14 protein-coding genes are annotated in these 19,287 nt (G+C 72.0%); 7 read left to right on the top strand and 7 right to left on the bottom strand.

Going from position 1 to position 19,287, the window contains the following annotated elements:
* Positions 1-100: 100 nt before the first annotated feature.
* The 4 genes from IEY71_RS01635 to IEY71_RS01620 form a co-directional block, all read right to left on the bottom strand.
* Positions 101-499, bottom strand: coding sequence for a DUF7144 family membrane protein (locus IEY71_RS01635; protein WP_189083572.1), 399 nt, complete (start codon positions 497-499; stop codon positions 101-103).
* Positions 500-563: 64 nt separating this feature from the next.
* Positions 564-2,366, bottom strand: a complete 1,803-nt coding sequence (locus IEY71_RS01630) for a glycoside hydrolase family 3 protein (RefSeq protein WP_189083571.1) — start codon at positions 2,364-2,366, stop codon at positions 564-566.
* 76 nt (positions 2,367-2,442) lie between these two features.
* Entirely contained in the window at positions 2,443-4,446 is a 2,004-nt protein-coding gene (recQ, locus tag IEY71_RS01625) for a DNA helicase RecQ (protein WP_189083570.1), read from the bottom strand.
* Positions 4,447-4,506: 60 nt separating this feature from the next.
* Positions 4,507-5,409, bottom strand: coding sequence for a MurR/RpiR family transcriptional regulator (locus IEY71_RS01620; protein WP_189083569.1), 903 nt, complete (start codon positions 5,407-5,409; stop codon positions 4,507-4,509).
* Positions 5,410-5,492: 83 nt separating this feature from the next.
* Here IEY71_RS01620 and IEY71_RS01615 point away from each other — a divergent pair, with 83 nt between their 5' ends.
* Genes IEY71_RS01615 through IEY71_RS01590 form a run of 6 tightly spaced genes read left to right on the top strand, consistent with a single transcriptional unit; the run spans position 5,493 to position 11,810 of the window.
* A complete protein-coding gene (locus IEY71_RS01615) occupies positions 5,493-6,689 on the top strand; it encodes a C45 family autoproteolytic acyltransferase/hydrolase (RefSeq protein ID WP_189083568.1) in 1,197 nt (398 codons plus the stop codon).
* The gene (locus IEY71_RS01610; RefSeq protein WP_189083567.1) at positions 6,686-8,335 is read left to right on the top strand and encodes an ABC transporter substrate-binding protein; all 1,650 of its coding nucleotides are present in this window, start codon (positions 6,686-6,688) and stop codon (positions 8,333-8,335) included. The genes IEY71_RS01615 and IEY71_RS01610 overlap by 4 nt, the downstream gene beginning before the upstream one ends.
* A 1-nt stretch (position 8,336) precedes the next feature.
* On the top strand, positions 8,337-9,287 hold the full coding sequence (locus IEY71_RS01605) for an ABC transporter permease (RefSeq protein WP_268243550.1): 951 nt from the start codon (positions 8,337-8,339) through the stop codon (positions 9,285-9,287).
* Positions 9,284-10,138, top strand: a complete 855-nt coding sequence (locus IEY71_RS01600; protein WP_189083565.1) for an ABC transporter permease — start codon at positions 9,284-9,286, stop codon at positions 10,136-10,138. The genes IEY71_RS01605 and IEY71_RS01600 overlap by 4 nt, the downstream gene beginning before the upstream one ends.
* Positions 10,135-10,923 carry an ABC transporter ATP-binding protein gene (locus IEY71_RS01595; protein ID WP_189083564.1) on the top strand — a complete coding sequence of 263 codons (789 nt, stop codon included), beginning with the start codon at positions 10,135-10,137 and terminating at the stop codon, positions 10,921-10,923. Before IEY71_RS01600 ends, IEY71_RS01595 begins: the two co-directional genes overlap by 4 nt.
* 8 nt (positions 10,924-10,931) lie before the next feature.
* On the top strand, positions 10,932-11,810 hold the full coding sequence (locus IEY71_RS01590; protein WP_189083563.1) for an ABC transporter ATP-binding protein: 879 nt from the start codon (positions 10,932-10,934) through the stop codon (positions 11,808-11,810).
* A gap of 9 nt (positions 11,811-11,819) precedes the next feature.
* Here IEY71_RS01590 and IEY71_RS01585 read toward each other — a convergent pair whose 3' ends face one another.
* Complete coding sequence (locus IEY71_RS01585) at positions 11,820-15,830, bottom strand: ExeM/NucH family extracellular endonuclease (protein ID WP_189083562.1); 4,011 nt, start codon at positions 15,828-15,830, stop codon at positions 11,820-11,822.
* 278 nt (positions 15,831-16,108) lie between these two features.
* On the opposite strand from IEY71_RS01585, the gene IEY71_RS01580 reads away from it, so the two are divergent.
* A complete protein-coding gene (locus IEY71_RS01580; RefSeq protein ID WP_189083561.1) occupies positions 16,109-17,077 on the top strand; it encodes a GNAT family N-acetyltransferase in 969 nt (322 codons plus the stop codon).
* 13 nt (positions 17,078-17,090) lie between these two features.
* Here the strand turns inward: IEY71_RS01580 and IEY71_RS01575 are convergent, their stop codons facing one another.
* Positions 17,091-18,527: an HNH endonuclease signature motif containing protein gene (locus IEY71_RS01575; protein WP_189083560.1), complete on the bottom strand. Its 1,437-nt coding sequence runs from the start codon at positions 18,525-18,527 to the stop codon at positions 17,091-17,093.
* A gap of 246 nt (positions 18,528-18,773) precedes the next feature.
* Positions 18,774-19,223, bottom strand: coding sequence for a hypothetical protein (locus tag IEY71_RS01570; protein WP_189083559.1), 450 nt, complete (start codon positions 19,221-19,223; stop codon positions 18,774-18,776).
* Positions 19,224-19,287 lie beyond the last annotated feature (64 nt).

The raw sequence follows: 19,287 nt of genomic DNA, 5'->3' as shown, positions 1-19,287 counted from the left end.
CAAGCGGGCCCGGCCGAGCGTCGTCGGCTGCTGTGCAGTGTCTACAAACGAGGCATCCGCGCCCGTTGGATGTTCGACAAGCGCCGCGGTGCCGACTCGCTCAGCCGCGGAAGAAGGCGTTCGCCCGCCCGGTCCAGAGCAGCGCGATGACGATCACCGCGATCGCCGCCGAGAAGTACTCGCCGATGGCGCCCGCCGGATAGGCGATCGCGAAGAAGATCGACGCGATGATCGAGAGCACCTCGATCACCGTGATCACCATGCGCGAGACCGCGCTGCCGCGAAGCAGCCCGTTCGCGACGACGATCACGATGGCGCCGATGAGGATCGACACGATCGCCGAGGCGATGAGGCCGCTCGCGCCGCCGAAGGCGTCGGTGGTCGCGACCACGCTCGTCTGGAAGAGCAGCAGCGTGCCGCCGATGATGTCGAGCAACCCCGAGATCCACGTCAGCACCGCGACGAGCGTGACCCCGCCGGGCCGTTTGACCTGTCCCATGTCGATCCCCCCGGATCCCGCCGCCCGATGCGGCGCCTGGCCCCGATCGTAGCGACGAGACCGGTCAGTAGGCGAGACCGTGGCCGTGACGGAACAGCGGGTCGGCCGTGTCGAAGGGCACGTCGGGCCGGTTCGCCTCGACCGCCGCCATGCTCGACGGCAGGTCGAACGGCAGCCGGCCCTTGGGCTCGGCGGCCCCCGTCAGCACGTCGAGCACGGCGCGCGGGCTCGCGCCCCAGTTGCCGGTGAGCGCCGCGAGTTCGTCGACGAAGGGGGTGAGGATGGCCGGTCGGTCGAGGAAGACGTCGACCACCGTCGGCACCGCCGCCGCGACCTCGCGCACGTGCGCGACGACGTCGGCGGGGAAGTCAAGCGAGCCGGAGTGGAAGAAGTTCTCGAAGAAGGTGGGGCGCTCCTCGTAGGGCGCCTGCAGGCGGAGCACCGCGACGTCGGCCTCGGCGGGGCTCGCCACGACCGTGCCGTACTCCCCCGCGATCTCGGCGTCGATGCCCTCGACGTAGAGCTTCAGTCCGCGCGCGAACGGCAGCACGGGGGCGGCCGGCGCCCCGCGGAGCTCGCGCTCGCGGTTCACGAGCAGCGCGATCGCCGCGCGCTGGGCCGCCTCGCCCGCCGCGACGAAGTCGGCGCGGCCGACGAGCTCGCGGGCGCGGTCGACGTCGACGAACGGCCGATCGAACAGGCCGAGCACGAACTTCTCCCGCAGCAGACGGCGGGCCGAGACATCCAGCCGTTCCTCGCTGAGCTCGCCGTCGCGCACGAGCGAGACGAGGAGCTCGGGCACCGCCTCGCCGCCGAACTGGTCGCAGCCGGCGTCGATGACTTTCTTCATCCGCTCGCGCGGCGCGAGGTGCTCGACCCCCCAGGCGCGCGCCGGGAACGGCGCGCCCATGATCTCGGAGTCGCTGATGAGGCCCCAGTCGGTGCAGACGATGCCGTCGAAGCCGTAGCGCTCGCGGAGCAGGCCGGTGATGACGGACTTGTTGAAGCCGAAGCCGACCTCCTCGTACTCGGTGCCGACGGGCATGCCGTAGTACGGCATGATCTGGCTCGTGCCCGCCTCGAAGGCCGCCTCGAAGGGCTTGAGGTGCAGCTCGAACTCGCCGCCCGGGTAGACCTGCTCGCGACCGTGCGCGAAGTGCGGGTCCTCGCCGTCGAGCTGCGGGCCGCCGCCGGGGAAGTGCTTCGTCATCGTCGCGACCGAGTCCGGCCCGAGCGTCTCGCCCTGGAAGCCGCGGATGTAGGCGGCGCCGAGGCGGCTCGCGAGCTCGACGTCCTCGCCGAAGGTCTGCAGGGCGCGCGACCAGCGCGGCTCGGTGGCGAGGTCGATCTGCGGGTGCAGGGCGACGCGGATGCCGACGGCCGTGTACTCCTGGCGGGCGATGTCGGCGAAGCGCTCGACGAGTTCCTCGTCGCCGATCGCCGCGAGGCCCATCGTCTCGGGCCAGACCGAGAAGGCGCCCGCGAGGAGGCCGGCGAGCGGGTTGTCGGTGTACGAGTGGCGGGGGTCGGTCGAGATGGTCACCGGGATGCCGAGCCGCGTCGAGGCGGCGAGCTCCTGGAGGCGGTTGTGCCACTCGGCGATCTGGCCCGCGTCGGCGGGCGCCTGCAGCACGTTGAAGTGGGTCATGTGGCGGTCGAGCACGTAGTCCGTGGTGGCGGGCAGGCCGAACGTCGCATCCCCCTCGGAGAGGGTGCCGCCCTCGCCGATGCCGATCATCGTCTGGAAGAAGAGCCCGGCCTTCTCCTCGAGCGTCATCTGCGCGAGGAGGATCTCAACTCGTTCGGCGACCGGGAGGCTCGCGTCGCGGTAGCGGGTGTTGAGAGTCGTCTGCTGCTGGTCGGTCATGCCTGCACTCCTTCATGCTCGGGCTCGGTGCAGCCAGCATAAACCGAATGTCGCTAGGTTTTCGAGTCCCGCCTTGTCAGGCGGCCTGGACGACCTGGATGAGCCCCTCCCCGTACGCCTCGCGCTTCTTGGCGCCGATGCCGGTGATGCCGTCGAGTTCTGCCAAGCTGCCGGGCCGCGCGACGGCGACCGCGCGGAGCGTCGCGTCGCCGAACACGATGTACGCGGGCACGCCCTGCTCGCGCGCCACTCCGGCCCGCCAGGCGCGGAGCGCCTCGAAGAGCTCGGCCTGCGCCGGCTCGAGATCGGCCGCGGCCGGGGCCGCCCGGCGTTCGCCGCGGCTGCGGCCGGGGCGCTCGGGCTCGGTGCGGAAGTGCACCTGACGCGCACCCGCGAGCACCTCGGCGGACGCCTCGCTCAGGCCGATCACGCCGTACTCGCCGACGGTCTGCGCGAGCCCCTGCGCGAGGAGCTGACGCACCACGCCGCGCCACTGCTGCTCGCTGAGCTCCTGCCCGATGCCCCAGGTCGCGAGCGAGTCGTGGCCGTACTGCTCGACCCGCGGGGTGCGCTTGCCGCGCAGGATGTCGATGAGGTGCCCGGCGCCGTAGCGCTGACCGCGCTCGCGCTGCAGGCGGACCACGGTCGAGAGGAACTTCTGGGCCACGACCGTGCCGTCCCAGGACGCGGGCGGCTCGAGGCAGGTGTCACAGTTGCGGCACGGCTCGCTCTGCTCGCCGAAGTAGGCGAGCAGGTTCTGGCGCCGGCACTGCACCGTCTCGCAGAGCGCGAGCATCGCGTCGAGGTGCGAGGCGAGCCGGCGCCGGTGGGCGAGGTCGCCCGGGCTCTCGTCGATCATGCGGCGCTGCTGCACCACGTCTTGCAGGCCGTAGGCGAGCCAGGTCGTCGACGGCAGCCCGTCGCGGCCGGCACGGCCGGTCTCCTGGTAGTAGCCCTCGACGGACTTCGGCAAGTCGACGTGCGCGACGAAGCGCACGTCGGGCTTGTCGATGCCCATGCCGAAGGCGATCGTCGCGACCACGACGACGCCGTCCTCGCGGAGGAAGCGGTCTTGCGTGCGGCGGCGCAGCTCGGGGTCGAGGCCCGCGTGGTACGGCATCGCGTCGACGCCGTTCGCCGCGAGGAAGGCGGCGATCTTCTCGGTGCTCGCCCGGCTCAGCGCGTAGACGATGCCCGCGACCGGGCGGCCGTCGGCGTCGACGCCCTCGGTGCGGACGAAGTCGAGCAGCTGCTTGCGCAGCTCGAGCTTGGGGGCGATGCGGTACTGGATGTTCGGCCGGTCGAAGCTCGCGACGAAGTGCTTCGCGTCGCCGAGCGAGAGCCGCTCGGTGATCTCGCGGTGCGTCGCCTCGGTCGCGGTGGCCGTGAGCGCGATGCGCGGCACCTCGGGCCAGCGCTCGGCGAGCTCGGCGAGGGCGAGGTAGTCGGGCCGGAAGTCGTGACCCCACTGGGCGACGCAGTGCGCCTCGTCGATCGCGAAGAGCGAGATGCTGCCGCGCGCGAGGAAGCGCTTGGCGCCCTCGCTGTTCAGCCGCTCGGGGGCGATGTAGAGCAGGTCGAGCTCGCCCGCGAGGTAGGCGCGCTCGACCTCGGCGCGCTCGGCCGGCGCCTGGCTCGAGTTGAGGTACGCGGCCCGGACGCCGTTGCGCTGGAGCGCGTCGACCTGATCGTGCATGAGCGCGATCAGCGGGGAGACGACGATGCCGGTACCCTCGCGCAGGAGCGCCGGGATCTGGTAGCAGAGGCTCTTGCCGCCGCCGGTGGGCATGAGCACCACGGCGTCGCCGCCGCCGGCGAGCTGCTCGATGATCGCGGCCTGGTCGCCGCGGAAGTCGTCGTAGCCGAAGACGGTGCGGAGCGCGTCGAGCGCCGAGTCGAACTTCGCGGGCGCGGCACGGCCGCCCTGGGGCTGGCTGGGGCTCTGGGGCCGGCTGCGGTGCTGCGCCGACGGCGGGGCGTCGGCCGGGGGCGGCGGGGCCCACTCGTCGTCGGGCGGGAGGAACTCGTCGGGGTCCCAGGGGACCTCCTCGATCCCGTCGGGCGCGCCGTGCTGAGTCATCACCCCGAGTCTACCGGCGGCCGCCGACGGCGCCCCGGGCCATCCACCGCCCCCGCGCCGTCAGTAGCCGAGGCGCGAGCGCAGCACGGTGAGCGCGTGCGAGGTCTCGACAGCGAGCTCGGGCGACATCGCCGAGACCACCTGCGCGAGCACGTCGCCGACGAGGATCGAGGCGAGCACCTCGGCGGTGAGGCCGGTCGGGGTGTGCGGCGCGTGCAGCGACACGGCGACCTTCGGCGCGAGCCGCTCGTGCAGCTCGTCGGTGACGAGGACGCACTGGGCGCCGACCTCCCGGCAGCGGCCGATGATCGTCTCGACCTCGGGGTTCACCCGCCCGGGGGCGAACATCACGGCCACGTCGCCCGCGCGGAGCGGCAGCAGCCCGTCGGCGAGCCGGAACCCGTCGGCGTCGAGGTGCGTGGCGGCGCGGCCGGCGCGGCCGAGCCGGAGCACGAGGTGGGCGGCCGCGATCGAGGAGGCGCCGACGCCGTAGCAGTAGATGCGTCCCGCCCGGGCGAGGAGCGAGGCCGCCGCGGTGACCTCCTCGACCTCGAGCGCGTGCCGGGCGAGCTCGAGCTGGTCGCTCGCCTCATTCCAGACGCTGCCGACGATGCGCCCGACGTCCTCGCCCGCGCGGTCCAGGCGCTGCCGGACGCGCTCCTCGGGGGCGACCTCCTCGGTGAACGGGGCCGCGACCTGGCGCTTCACCTCGGCGAGCCCCGCGTAGCCGAGCTTCTGCAGGGTGCGGATGACGGTCGCGTTGCTCGTGCCGGTCTCGCTGCCGAGCTCCGCGGCGGTCGCGAAGAGGATGCGCTCGGCGGTGCTCCCCGCGAGGAGTCCGCTGACCGCGCGTTCCGCCTTGGAGAGGCCGTCCCACGCGTCGCGGACGCGCGAGCGCAGCTCGATCACGCCGGGGTTGCGTGTATCACTTGTTACGAACTGCGGGTTGTGTGTATCGTTCATTCCGCGAGCATCCTAACTCGTAACACCCATTCCAAGACTGACGCCGGTGCCATGGTATCCGGCACGGGAGGACGACGCCGTCCATGACGAGCACCAGCATCCGCACCCTCGAGATCAGCGGCACCCCCGCGGAGCGGGGCCGCCAGTACGGCGAGGGGGCCGCCGACCTCATCGACGTGGCCGTCGCCTACTACGAGGAGGCGTTCGGACAGCAGGCGGGACTCGGCTGGGCCGAGGCCAGGCGCCGCGCCGCCACGTGGGTGCCGCGCTGCACCGAGGCGGCGCCCGAGCTCGTCGCCGAGCTCGAGGGGATCGCCGCGGGCGCCGGCCGGGACCTGCTCGACCTCATGGTCCTGAACCTCCGCGGCGAGATCATCTACGACCAGGGCGGCACCCGCCCGACGCGCGACGAGGATCCCAGCGAGGAGCGCGACGCGAGCGACGGCTGCACCAGCTTCTCCCTCACGGCCGGCGCATCCGGCGACGGCCACCAGTACGCCGGCCAGAACTGGGACTGGCGCACCGGCACCCGCGACACCGTCGTGATCGTGCGGGTCGTGCAGGACCCGCTGCCGACGCTGATCATGCAGCTCGAGGCCGGGCAGATCGGCCGGCACGGCGTGAACTCCGCCGGGCTCGCGCTCAACGCGAACGGCCTCGGCGGCCGCTTCGACGGCGCCGTCGGGCTGCCGCAGACCTTCATCCGCCGCATGACGCTCAACCAGAGCGAGCTGCCCGACGCGATCAACACGCTCGTGCGCACGCCGGCGCACATCGCGAGCAACGCGCTGCTCACCGACCGCTCGGGCTTCTCGATCGACCTCGAGATCACCCCGAGCGGCGTCGACTGGGTCTACCCCGTCGACGGACTCCTCGTGCACGGCAACCACTACCAGGCGCAGGTGCCGCCGCAGCTCGCGGGCCGGTACCGGCCCGTCTCGGCGGACTCGCTGTTCCGGGTGCCCCAGGCCCGGGCCGGGCTCGAGCGCGTGCGGCACGCCGCCGACCGCGACGCCGCACTCGCCGGCATCCGTACCGCCATGAGCGACCACCTCGGCTACCCGGAGTCCGTGTGCACCCACCCGGACGAGCGGCGCCCCGCCGTGCGGCAGTGGTCGACGCTGCTGTCGAGCTGCGTCGACCTCACCACCGGCGACTACTTCGTCACCGCCGGCACGCCGTGCGACCACCCCTATGAGAAGCTCCCCTGGAACGCCTTCGACGGACCAGGGTCCCGCCACACCCCCGTTCACACCCCGCCAATGGAGGCACTCCGATGAACACCCCCTTCCCCCGACGCCGGCTCGCCGGCACCGCCCTCGCGACCGGCGCCGCCGCGATCCTGCTGGCCGGCTGCACCGCCGCCGGGCCGTCGACGAGCGAGGCGCCCGCCGTCGAGCTGCCGTTCGGCCCCACCACCCCCGCCGCAAGCGGGCCGGTCGACTCGGTCACCTGGATGCTCCCCTCGGAGCCGGCGACCTTCGACTTCGACATCGACAGCGGCGCCGCCGAGAACACGGTCTTCGCGAACGTCTGCGAGCGGCTGATGGCCGTGCAGCCCGACCTCACGACGGTGCCGCACCTCGCCGAGTCGGCCGAGTGGGTCGACGACACGCGCGTCGTGTTCACCATCCGCGACGGCGTGACCTTCCACGACGGCAGCCCGATGACCGCGGCCGATGTGCTCTGGAGCATGCAGCGGCACGCCGCCGAGGGCGCCGACGAGTCCGACGAGTACGCGAACGTCGTCTCGATGGAGCAGACCGGCGAGCGCGAGATCACCGTCACCATGGCGCAGCGCGACGCCATCTTCATCCAGGCGATGGCCGGGAACGGCGGCATGGTGCTGAACCCCCGGGTCGTCGAGGCCCAGGGCGACGCATTCGGCTCGCCCGGAACGCCGGATGCCTGCACCGGCCCGTACACGCTCGGGGAATGGAAGCCCGGCTCGAGCCTCACCATCGAGCGCGCGGCCGACTACTGGGACGACTCGCGCGAGGTGCTCGCCGGCGAGGTCGTGTTCCGCTGGGCCGACCAGTCCGCCGTGGTGAACGCCCTGACCGCGGGCGAGGCCGACGGCTCCTACCTCGACTCCCCCGCCTCGGCGATCCCGCTGCAGCAGGTCTCCGACGTCTCGCTCGCGCAGGGCCCGTCCACGAACGCGTGGGTGCTGCTCGCCACCGAGCGCGGCCCGCTCGCCGACGAGCGCATCCGTCAGGCGCTCTCGCTCGCGATCGACCGCAGCGGCATCACGACCGCCGCGTTCGGCGGGCTCGCCCAGCCGTGGAAGACGCCCATCGGGCAGGGCGCCTGGGGCTACGAGACCGAGGCGTTCCAGGCCGCGTACGACGAGCTCGAGGGCGCCCCGGCGAGCCCGGACGCCGCCGATCTCGAGCGCGCCAAGGCGCTCGTCGCCGAGGCCGGCGCGCCCGACGAGCCGATCCTCGTCGCGAGCGACGGCGGCTCGGTGCGCAACGTCGTCTCGAACGCGCTCGTCGCCGCGGCGAAGCAGATCGGCCTGGATGCCGAGATCGTCACGGTGCCCTCGGCGCAGTACGGCGACTTCTACTCGGACGAGGCCGTGCGCGGCCAGGCCGACCTCTTCTCGGACGAGTACTACATCTCGAAGAACGACCCGGTCGGCTTCTACAAGAACGGCGCCTCGACCGCGACCGTGAACTTCGTCGGCTTCAGCGACCCCGACTACGACGCGCTCGTGAAGGAGGCGTTCGCCGCGACCGACGACGCCGAGCGCGCCGAGCTCGCCATCGAGCTGCAGCGCCGCTGGGTCGAGGCCACGCCGTGGATCTCGATCGCGCAGAGCCCGTCCACCGTCGCCCTGCGCGCGGAGCTCACCGGGGTCCCCGCCTCGGCCGCCTACCTGTACTACCCGTGGGCCGCCGACCTCGGAACGACCGAGGGCTGACGTGCTCGCAACCCTGAGGCGGGTCGCGGGCATGGCCCTGACGCTGGTGGTGGCCTCGTTCATCATCTTCGCGGCCATGTACGCGGCCCCCGGAGACCCGGTGACCTTCCTCATCGGCAACCCCGAGAATCTGACGCCGGAGCGGATCGCCGCCGTCCGCGCCGAGTACCACCTCGACCAGCCGCTGTTCGTGCAGTACTGGCTGTGGCTGAGCGGTGTCTTCGGCGGGGACCTCGGCACCTCGTTCCAGTACCACCAGCCCGTCGCCGGCATCATGGCGAGCCGGCTCCCCGCGACGCTCGGCCTCGTGGCCTACGCGGCCGTGCTCTTCACGGTCGTCGGCATCGGGCTCGGCGTGTGGGCGGCGGTGCGCCGGGGCCGCGCGGCGGACTCCGCGATCGTCGGCGCCACCACGCTCGCCGCGTCGTTCCCCTCCTTCGTGATCGGCATCGTGCTCGTCTCGGTCTTCTCCGTGCAGCTCGGCTGGTTCCCGGTCGCCGGGGCGGGCGACGGCTTCGTGGACGGCATCCGCCATCTCACCCTGCCGGCGATCGCGCTCTCGATCGGCTCCCTCGCGATCGTCAGCCGCGTGACGCGGCAGTCGATGGCGGAGCAGTTCGATTCGGAGCACGTCGAGGCCGCGCGCGCGACCGGCATGGCCGGCGGGATGGTCGTCGTGCGGCACGTGCTGCGCAACGCCTGGGGACCGATCGTGACCATGGTCGCCCTCGTGATCGCGAGCATGCTCGCCGGCACCGTGGTGGTCGAGAGCGTCTTCGGCATCAGCGGCATCGGCTCGCTGCTCGTCGACGCGATCAACTCCCACGACTTCCCCGTCGTGCAGGCGGTGCTGCTCTACATGGTCGTCGCGTACATGGTCGTGACGACCATCGTCGACCTGCTGCTGCCGCTGCTCGACCCTCGCATCGGAACCCGGGTGAAGACCTCATGACCACCACCGCCACCGGCGCGCTGCTGCGCCGCGACGGCCTCGCCAGGCGCCGCGACCCGCTGTACGCGGTGTCGCTCGCCTTCCTCGGCCTCGTCGTGCTCGTCGCGGCCTTCGCTCCGCTGCTCGCGCCGTACCCGCCCGACGCCATCGACTTCACCGCCATCTGGGGCTCGCCGAGCCCGGCGCACCTGCTCGGCACCGACCAGCTGGGCCGCGACCTCTTCTCGCGGCTCCTGCTCGGCACCAGGGAGAGCCTGATCGGGCCGCTCGCGCTGCTCGCCGGGGCGACCGTCATCGGCGTCGCCATCGGCCTCGTCGCGGCGTGGAACGGCGGCTGGGTCGACGTGCTGCTCGCGCGCATCACCGACGTGATGTTCGCGTTCCCCGGCCTGCTGTTCGTCGTGCTCGTGATCGCCGTGTTCGGCAAGGGGCCGTGGACGGCCGTCGTCGCCCTCGCGCTCGCGTACGCCCCGGTGATCGCGAAGTTCACCCGGAGCATCGCGCTCTCCGAGCTCGCCCGCCCCTACGTCGACGCGTACCGCGTGCAGGGCGCCTCCGCCGTGCACATCGCGGTGCGGCGCGTGCTGCCGAACATGACCCCGGCGCTGCTCGGTTACCTCGTCGTGCTCTTCGGCGAGGGGCTGATGAGCCTCGCGACGCTCAGTTACCTCGGCTTCGGCGCGCAGCCACCGAGCTCGGAATGGGGCCTCATGGTGCAGGAGGGACAGGACGGCATCGTGCTCGGCCACTTCGCGCCGACCCTGGTGCCGGGCCTCGCGATCGCCGCGGTCGTCGTGGCCGTGAACATCGTGGGCGTGCGCCTGTCCGAACGGCTGGGGGCCCGCGCATGACCGCCGAGCTGCTCACGATCGACGGCCTGGACCTCGCCTACGGCGCGTCCGCCATCCTGCACGGCGTCTCTCTGACGGTGGCGCCGGGCGAGACGGTCGGGCTCGTCGGCGAGTCGGGCTCGGGCAAGTCGAGCACGGTGCGCGCCGCCCTGCGGCTGCTGCCGCCGACGGCCAGCGTGCAGGGCCGGGTGCGCATCGCCGGTCGCGAGGTGTTCGGCGCGAACGACGCCGAGCTCCGACGCATCCGGGCCGAGGAGGTCGGCTTCATCCAGCAGGACCCGCGCGGTGCGCTGAACCCTGTGCGCCGCATCGGCGACTCGCTCGCCGAGCGGCTCGTGAAGGTGCACGGGATGCCTCGGGCCGAAGCCCGCCGCATCGGCGTGGAGCTGCTCGGCGCGGTCGGCATCACCCGTCCGGAGCACCGACTGCGCCAGTTCCCGCACGAGCTCTCGGGCGGGATGCTGCAGCGCGTCGTCATCGCGGCGGCGCTCACGACCCGGCCGCGGCTGATCCTCGCCGACGAGGCGACGAGCGCGCTCGACGTGACGACGCAGGCCGAGGTGCTCGCGATCCTCCGCGATCAGCAGCGGGAGCGCGAGCTCGGCATGCTGTTCATCACGCACGACCTGCACCTCGCGGCGGCGTTCTGCGACCGGGTGCTCGTGATGCTGCGCGGTGAGGTCGTCGAGGAGCTCGGCGGGGCCGACCTGTTCACGGGAGCCACCCACCCGTACACTCGTTCGCTGCTGCAGGCGGCGCCCAAGCTCGAGGAGCACCGCCGTTGAGTGCGTCGATGTCCACACCCGAGACTGCGTCCGCGACTGCGTTCGCGCCGGCGCCCGGGCCGGCCCTCGTGGAGGCGGCGGGCCTGCGTCGGGCGTTCCGGATGCCGAAGGGCCAGGACCCGGTCGTCGCCGCGAACGACGTGTCGTTCCGGATCGCCGCGGGCGAGGTGCTCGGCCTCGTCGGCGAGTCAGGATCGGGCAAGTCGACGATCGCCCGGATGCTGGTCGGCCTGGAGCGCGCGGACGCCGGGTCGCTGCGCATCGCGGGAGCGGATCGCTTCGCCCCGGCTCGCGGCCGAGCGGCCCGGCTGGCCCGGGCCCGGCAGGCGCAGATGGTCTTCCAGGACCCGTACGGCTCACTCGACCGCCGGTTGAGCGTGCAGCAGGCCCTGGTCGCCGCGATGCGGCTGCACGGCCTGGCAGACCGCGAGGGCGCGCGGCGGCGTGCCGGCGAACTCCTCGACCGCGTGCGGCTCACCGTGGAGCAGGGTGCTCTGCGGCCGCACCAGTTGAGCGGCGGTCAGCGGCAGCGGGTGGCCATCGCCCGGGCGCTCGCGGTGTCGCCGACGCTGCTGGTGCTCGACGAGGCGGTCTCCGCCCTGGATGTCTCGGTGCAGGCGCAGATCCTCGAGCTCGTCGACGAGATCCGTCGCGATGAGGGCATCGCGGTGCTGTTCGTGAGCCACGATCTCGCCGTCGTCGACGAGATCGCCGACCGCGTGCTCGTGCTCTACCGGGGCGACGTGGTCGAGGAGGGCGCGGCGTCCGCGGTGTTCCGGGCGCCGGAGCACCCGTACACCCGCCTGCTCGTCTCGTCCGTGCCCGGGCCGGGTTGGGACCCGCACGAGGTCATCGCGCGGCGCCGGGAGTTCGACGCCGCGCGATGACGCACCTCGCTAGTAGGCCAGCACCGGCACCTTGAAGGAGCTGGAGCTCTCGTAGCCGTCGCCGGTGAACGAGGCCTGCAGCACGTGCAGGCCGCGGCCGAGCTTCGGCAGCTTCACGTCGACCCGGCCGCGGTCCTTCGCGGTGATCTCGACCGTGGCGATGACCGTCTGGCCGTCGCTGATCGTGACCGTGCCCGCCGGGCGGCTGCCGTCGCCGGTCACGACGAGGCCGACCCAGCGGATCGTCGAGTTCGACTTGAACAGCAGCTTCGAGGGCAGCCCGACGATCGCCGTGTCGACGAGGTCGGGGGCCGCCTGCACCGTGATCGGCACCGTGACGCTCGTGCCGGTGGCGGCGACGGCGATCGTGAGCGACTGCGCACCCTCGACGCCCTCGGGGATGACGATGTCGACGGTCGCGCGACCGCCCTCATCGCTCGTGGGCACGACTGTGCGGTCGACCGGGGCGGTGCCGAGCACCGCGTCGCCGAGGGACACGGTGACCTCGCCGGCCGCGGGCTCGCTCGTCGAGAAGTCGAGCGAGCTGAGCTGCAGGCTGAGCGACTCGCCCGGGGCGTAGGCCTGCCCGTCGGCCGGGGCCGGCAGCACGAGCCCGACCGAGCGCTGCGCCGCATCCGGCGTCGCCGTGCCGTTCGCCGCGAACCAGTCGACCATGGACTGCAGGTCGACGCGGCCGGTGTCGGCCTTGTTCGCGCCCTTGCCGAGGGTGAAGAAGTTGTCTCCGCCTGAGGCGAGGAACGAGTTCGCCACCACCCGGTACGTCGCTGACGGGTCGATCGCCGTGCCGTTCAGCGTCACCTGGGTGACGCGGGAACCGGCCGCGGCGGTCGGGTCGTAGACGACCTGGAGCTCCTTGTTGACGCCGAGCTTCAGGAACGGCCGCGACGAGCCCGCGGGCTGCCACTGCTCCTCGAGGACCTGCTTGACCTGCTCGCCTGTGAGGTCGAGCGTCACCAGCGTGTTGGCGAACGGCTGCACGCCGGCCGCCTCCTTGTAGGTGAGGTTGCCGTCGGGGTCCTCGGCGCTCGTGCCCTTGTAGACGAGGTCGGTGCGCAGGCCGCCGGGGTTCATGAAGGCGATGTCGGCCTTGGCGTCCTGCTTGGCCGCCCACAGCTGCACGTCGGCGACGAAGTTGCCGAGCGTCGACTCGCCGCCGCGGTTCTCGACGAGCGTCGGGTTGCCCTGGGCGTCGGTGCCGGGCTGGCGAGCCCGGTTGAAGTCGCCCGTGATGTCGCCGACCTTCTGCTTGCCGAGCTGATCGGCGACCTTCTTGGCCTCATCGACGATCGACTGCACGGCCGGCACCGCCGGGTACAGCGGCGTCGTGCCGTTCATGAGGGGCTTCAGCTCGTTCGAGATCGAGAGCAGCTCCTTGGTGACGGGGTCGACCTGCAGCTTCATCAGCCCGAAGCGCTCGCCGTACTGACCGGCCGAGACGACCGGGCGGCCGTCGACGACGTGGTTGTACGGGAGGTGGGTGTGCGCGGAGACGATGGCCGCGACCGAGGGGTCGACGCCCTGGACGATCTTGGCGAACGCCGAACCGTCGCTGAGGCTCGCGATGTCCGTCGTCGTCGCACCCTCGTGCACGAGCAGCACGAGCACGTCGGCCTCGCCGTTGGCGGGGTCGCCGTCCTTCAGCTGCTCGGCGACCGCGTTGACGGAGTCGACGACGCCGCGGACCTCGAGGTCGGCGATGCCGGCCGGGCTCACGAGCGAGTCGAGCTCCTCGGTGACCGCGCCGATGAAGCCGACGGTCACGCCGTCGAGCGTCTCGGTGTAGTACGGCGCGAGGGCCGTGTCGTCGCTGCCCTTCAGGAACACGTTGGACGAGATGTACTCCCAGTCGGCCCGGTTCTGCACCCGGTCGCGCAGGTCTTCCCAGCCCTGGTCGAACTCGTGGTTGCCGGCGGCGCTCACGTCGAGGCCCGCGGCGTTCAGCGCGTCGATCGTCGGGTTGTCGTCCTGGATGAAGGAGGTGAACGTCGAAGCGCCGATGAGGTCGCCCGCCGCCGCGAAGATCGTGTTCGGGTTCTCCGCGCGCACCTGCTCGACGGCGCCGGCGAGGACCGCGGCCCCCGCGGCCGGAGCCGACTGCTCGATGCGACCGTGGAAGTCGTTGATCGTCACGATGTCGATGTCCACCGGGGCGACCTCGGCCGAGAGGCCGAGCACGATCGGGTCGTGGTCGCTCGAGCGGTAGGGCGTGCCGGCCTCGGTCGCGCCGAAGGCGTACCCGCGGTCGCCCCACTCGGGCGAGTTGATGTTCCACACCCCGACGCCCGTGACCTCGGACGCGACCGAGGGGCTCGCCAGCACGTGGTCGAGCGAGCCGAGCTCACCGTTGAACGAGTACGTGAACTGCTCGGTCTGCGACGGAACGAGGTCGGTCCAGCCGGCGCCGGTGAAGACGTCGATCGGGTCTTCGTGGGCGTAGGAGTTGAAGTCGCCGATGAGGAACATCGCGTCGCTGCCGGATGCCTCGGCCACCGTGTCGGTGAAGGCGAGGAGCGACTGCGCCTGCTCGACGCGCTCGGCGTTGAAGAAGCCCTGGCCGTCGGCCGGCTCGGGCGGGTTGCCCGAGGGCGCGCTCTTCGACTTGAAGTGGTTCGCGACGACCGAGAACACCTTGCCGCTGTCGAGGCGGAACGCCTGGGCGATCGGCTCGCGGGCGATGTCCCACACCGTCTCGTCGACGACCGTGAGGCTGTCGCCGACGGGGCTCACCAGGTCGTTGCGGTAGATGATCGCACTCGTGATGAAGTCGGTGATCGCGGCGTCGTGCAGCGCGGCCGGGGTCGGCACGTACGACCAGACCTCGGCGCCCGCGGCCTCGTTGAGGCCGGCCACGAGATCGGCGAGCGCCTCGTCGGGCGCCTCGCCGAGCTTGACGGAGTTCTCGATCTCCTGCAGCGCGACGACGTCGGCGCCGAGACCCGAGATCGCCGCGACGATCTTCGACTTCTGGATCGCGAACTCCTCGGCGTCGGCCGCGCCGCGCGCCTGCGAGTTCACCGAGGTGAAGGTCGTGAAGTAGTTGTAGACGTTGAACGCCCCGACCTGCACGTCGCCGCCGACCTCGGGGGCCGTCTCGGGACGCGGGTTCAGCGACTCGAAGGTCGGCTTCAGCGAGGCGTCGCTCGTCGAGTCGATCGGAGTCGTCGGCTGGAGGCGCCACTCGTTGAAGCCGTAGCCGAGCACGTAGCCGGTGTCGGGGAAGACGATGCGGTCGCCGTTGCGCACGACGGTGTCGGCCGTGAAGTACGGCTGGTCGTTCGGGTGGGCCGAGTTGTCGACGCGCGTCGACCAGCCGTCGTCGAGCAGGAGCCGCGAGTCGCGGTTCGCCTGTGCGATCGTCGCGTTGGCCGGGTCGGTCGCGTCGACCTGCTCAGTGCTCTTGACCGGCAGCTCGTCGCCGGCGTTCAGCCAGAGCTCGCCGAAGCTGTAGAGGGAGTGGCTCGAGACGAGGCGGTACTCGCCGCTCGGTGCGACGTACATGCCCTCGTACGCCTCGCGGGCGGCGCCGCGCACATCGTCGGGCAGCGGGGTCGCCTCCGGGACGCCGACACCGGCCTGCACGAGCTCGACGGCGGCGGCGTTCGCGACCGAGATCTGCGTCTGCCCGCTGAACTCGTTCGGCTTGCCGGTGACGCGCACGAGGTCGCCGATCGCGCCGGGCGTCGTCGCTGCGGCGTTGCCGAGGTACACGAAGACGGCGTCGGACGCCCCGGGCGTCGCGTCGTCGACGCCGCCGGACCCCTGCGTCTGGATGTAGATGCCGCGATAGCCACCGGTGCGGTGATCGGCGGTGATCACGCCCTCGACGGTGACATCGGCGTTCGAGGGCAGCGGGGTGGCGGCGCCGGTCCCCTGCACCTCGGCGATGGAATGCGTGATCTCGGCTGCCTGAGCCGGTGTCGCGGCGAGCAGGCCCGTGGCGAGCGTGCCGGCGGCGACGACCGCGACAGCCGGCCACCTGCGGATGGTGCGGCGTTGCATGAGTTCTCCCTCCGAGTCGCCCCCGCTCGGGGGACGCACTGGACCAGAGCTTAGGAGCGCCCGGCGACGCTGCCAAGAGGCGATCCACCCCCGACTTGCTTGATTTCATGCGGCGCTCCCAGTGATTTCACGTCTCGTTCACGCCCGCGCGCGCAAATGAGCGGTGGCCCCCGGATGGGGCGCTCGAATGCGCACCTGGCCAGCGGTGTGCCGCCGCGACCAAGCCCGGTGCTCGGAGAGTCAACCCGCGGATCGGCCACCACCCCTACGCTGACCGGGTGGACCACGACGACCGACTCCGGCTGCTCGATCCCGCGCTCGCGGCATCCGAGCCGATCGATCCGACCGCACCGGGCGCCCTCTCGGCCACGGTCGGAGCCGGGTCGGCAGCGGCGCTCGCCCGCTTCAGCAGCCTTGAAGCCGACTCGCCGGATGCGGTCTGGGGCGCCTTGCGGCAGCACTCGCTCGAGCTGCGGAGCTCCGGTCCCGACGCTGAGCGCACCGCGGCCGTCGAGCAGGTGCTCGACGCCTGGTTGGCGCGCATCGCCTCGTCTGAGGTGCCGGGCGACTTCGACAGCAGCGCCAGGATCTCGCTGCCGACCAGGGACATCGCCCTCGTGAACGCGCTCTACGCCCGCGGCTTCGGACCGACCGGCGTGCGTGCGGTGCGGTTCCGCCCCGATGGCGGCGCCTGGCAGGCCCCGAGTCTGCCCGCGCTGCTCGACGGGGCGCTCGTGCGGCTCGCCAGACTCGACGATGCCGACCGCCTCGGCGAGCTCGACGCTCGACTGCTCGCCCTCGACGCGCACTTCGCCGGCGTCACGATGCGAGAGAACGCCGGCGCCGGATTCGCGGCCGCCTATCGCGAGCGACTGCGGCGAGCACCGGACACGACGTGGGTGCTCGAACGGGACGGCGAGGTCGCCGGGTTCATCCACGTCGTGCCCGACGCCGACTCGCCGGAACCGGATTCGCGGCTCCTCGCCGCGACCGGCGGACAGTATCTCGTCGTGATGTACCTCGACGAGACCGAGCGTGGCGCGGGTGTCGGCGCGGCGTTCCTGCAGCTCGCGCACGATGCGCTGGACGCGGCCGACACGCCGTATGTCGTGCTCAGCTATGCGGTCGCCAACCCGCGCTCGGGGCCCTTCTGGTCGCGGAACGGGTACCGCCCGATCGTGACCGAGTGGCAGCGCCGCCCGGCAGTCTTCGCACCGCTCCCCGCCGCGGCCGCCGGGACGAGCTAGCCGCGCACGCATCTCACGCCGCCGCCGATGCACGCAGTGGCCGACGGCGACTGAACACAGGGACCACTGCGCGATTGCCCGGCCTTGGTCGCTGTTCGGGGTCGAGGTGCGCGGGCGGAACGAACCAGCTGCGCCCGTCGCGGACTCGGATGATCCAGCCGTCGTCGTGCACCCGATGATGGTGGTGGCTGCAGAGCAGGATGCCGTTGTCGAGGTCGGTCGGTCCGCTGTCGCGGTTCCACCAGGCGATGTGGTGCGCTTCGGTCTGGCTCGGCGGCCGCATGCATCCGGGCCAGGCGCATCCGCCGTCACGCTCGGCGAGTGCGACTTTCTGCGCGGGTGTGAAGAGTCTGGCGGAGCGGCCGAGCTTGAGGGGCAGTTCCCCTCGACCGATCAGCATGGGCGAGATGCCCGCCGAGCTGATGAGCTCTCGGACCGTCTCCAATGAGACCGGCTGCTCGATGCCGTCGATGGATGCGGCGCCCCGCCCGGCGGCGAGCGCCTCGGCATCGGCACGGACCACGACCGTCACGGAGCGGAGCGTCGGAACGTTGGAGCAGCCCAGGGCGTGGCGGGCGAGATCAGTGAGCGCATCGGCATTCAGCTGCGCGACCGTGCGTGTCTCCGACGTCGCCTGATCGCCCTCCGTCTCGGCTGGCCGTGGAGCCCGGGCGTCGCGCGCGCGGTGCAGCTCGGCGCTGACGAGCGCGTCGATCGCAGACTTCACGAGGGCGCCGTTCACTGGGTCGAATGCGCCGCGCACGTTGACCATGCCCGCTCGGTCCTGCCAGATGCGGAGCCCGCGCCTGGCCCGCAGCTCGTCTTCGCGCGGCTTGACGCCATCGGGATCGAGCCGCGCTTCGAGCCGCTTCACGAGCAGGCCCAGGCCGTCGACCCCGACGACCGGGGCGCGCTCGACGAGAAACGCCTCGGATGCCGCGAGCTCCTCGGGGTCGGCTCGCACTTCGACCCGGTCGAGGAACCGACGGATCACGTCGGCCGCCTCGATGCCCACGACACCGGCGTGAAGTGCACGCGCCAGCGAAGGCCGCTTCGGCGGCAGCAGCTCGGCCGTGAAGGAGGAGCGCGTCGCCGTGGCGCGGCCGACCGCGACGAGCCGGGCCGCCTCGACGTATCGACCAGCAGTGAGGTGTGCGATCAGCCGCTCGGGCGTGGTGAAGCCTCGCGCCTTCGCGAGGTCGTCGCCGGCGATGCCGCTGCAGCGATCGTCGAGCTCGGCCGCCACCCTCGCCTGCAGCGACTCCGCGAGCCGGGAAAGGCCCGCGATCGTCGCGGCCACCCGCACCAATCCGTCGTCGCTCATCGCTCGCACATCGCCCTCGGGCTGCGAGCTCGCACGCGTGAGCGCACCCTGCCACACCGCCTCGACGGCGGAGGCGGCCGCACTGAACGCGGCGAGTGCCGCCGGAGCGGTGCTGGAGTTCGTCATGCCTCCATCGTCCCAAACCGGCCACGAGATTCGAAGCTCTGTTCGACGATCGCGCCACTTCGAGATCGCGCCACTTCGGGCTAGGCGCGGGCGAGCGAGTCAGCGAGGCTGTCTCGCACGCACCGGGGTGACGAAGCGACCGATCACCGCGCGACGCCGCCCCGGACACCATCCAGACAGCTGAGAGAAGGGCGCCGAACATGCAGAACTCCCCCAGCCGAGCCCAGGGGAGGGCGCGCCCACCGCCTACCCCCGGCGCGAGGCGTACTCCGGCGCGAGCGACAACGCACTGAACGTGAACGGGCGGTCGACGCGGATGAATCCGAGCGGACAGTGCTTGACGCCCGCGGGGATGAAGGCGGAGCCGGACGTCGTGATGATGCGGCGCTCACCCTCGATCTCGAGATAGATCTCGGCGCCGAGATCCCGGGGGTTCCCGGGGTCGCTGCCCGTCCAAGTGAGCACCTCGTCGTAGTCGTGCACGTGCTCGCGCACCCACGGCGTCTCCTGATCGACCTCGGTGATCCAGACGTGCGTCATGTGAATCGTGCTCTCGGCCTGCGTCAGTCGGCCGACGAGCTCGAACCCCTCGCCGATGTTGTCCGGGTCGGGGATTCCGGCGGCTTCGCCTTCGTCGGTCCAGACGACGTCGAGCAGCGGGAGGGTCGTGTTCAGGAGTTCGTCGATGCGCGCCATGTCCTGACGCTAGGCGCGAGCGAAGGAGGGATGGAAGGGCGAGCGCGGGACTGTGCAGCGAACG

The organism is Agromyces mediolanus, from assembly GCF_014648575.1.
GTDB lineage: Bacteria > Actinomycetota > Actinomycetes > Actinomycetales > Microbacteriaceae > Agromyces > Agromyces mediolanus.
Note: the sequence above shows the minus strand (reverse complement) of the source record. Positions and strands in the feature narration are given on the sequence as shown.

Coding starts and splice junctions, on each gene's coding strand:
- IEY71_RS01635 (WP_189083572.1), bottom strand. CDS start 499: ATGGGACAGGTCAAACGGCCCGGCGGGGTCACGCTCGTCGCGGTGCTG.
- IEY71_RS01630 (WP_189083571.1), bottom strand. CDS start 2,366: ATGACCGACCAGCAGCAGACGACTCTCAACACCCGCTACCGCGACGCG.
- recQ (WP_189083570.1), bottom strand. CDS start 4,446: ATGACTCAGCACGGCGCGCCCGACGGGATCGAGGAGGTCCCCTGGGAC.
- IEY71_RS01620 (WP_189083569.1), bottom strand. CDS start 5,409: ATGAACGATACACACAACCCGCAGTTCGTAACAAGTGATACACGCAAC.
- IEY71_RS01615 (WP_189083568.1), top strand. CDS start 5,493: ATGACGAGCACCAGCATCCGCACCCTCGAGATCAGCGGCACCCCCGCG.
- IEY71_RS01610 (WP_189083567.1), top strand. CDS start 6,686: ATGAACACCCCCTTCCCCCGACGCCGGCTCGCCGGCACCGCCCTCGCG.
- IEY71_RS01600 (WP_189083565.1), top strand. CDS start 9,284: ATGACCACCACCGCCACCGGCGCGCTGCTGCGCCGCGACGGCCTCGCC.
- IEY71_RS01595 (WP_189083564.1), top strand. CDS start 10,135: ATGACCGCCGAGCTGCTCACGATCGACGGCCTGGACCTCGCCTACGGC.
- IEY71_RS01590 (WP_189083563.1), top strand. CDS start 10,932: ATGTCCACACCCGAGACTGCGTCCGCGACTGCGTTCGCGCCGGCGCCC.
- IEY71_RS01585 (WP_189083562.1), bottom strand. CDS start 15,830: ATGCAACGCCGCACCATCCGCAGGTGGCCGGCTGTCGCGGTCGTCGCC.
- IEY71_RS01575 (WP_189083560.1), bottom strand. CDS start 18,527: ATGACGAACTCCAGCACCGCTCCGGCGGCACTCGCCGCGTTCAGTGCG.
- IEY71_RS01570 (WP_189083559.1), bottom strand. CDS start 19,223: ATGGCGCGCATCGACGAACTCCTGAACACGACCCTCCCGCTGCTCGAC.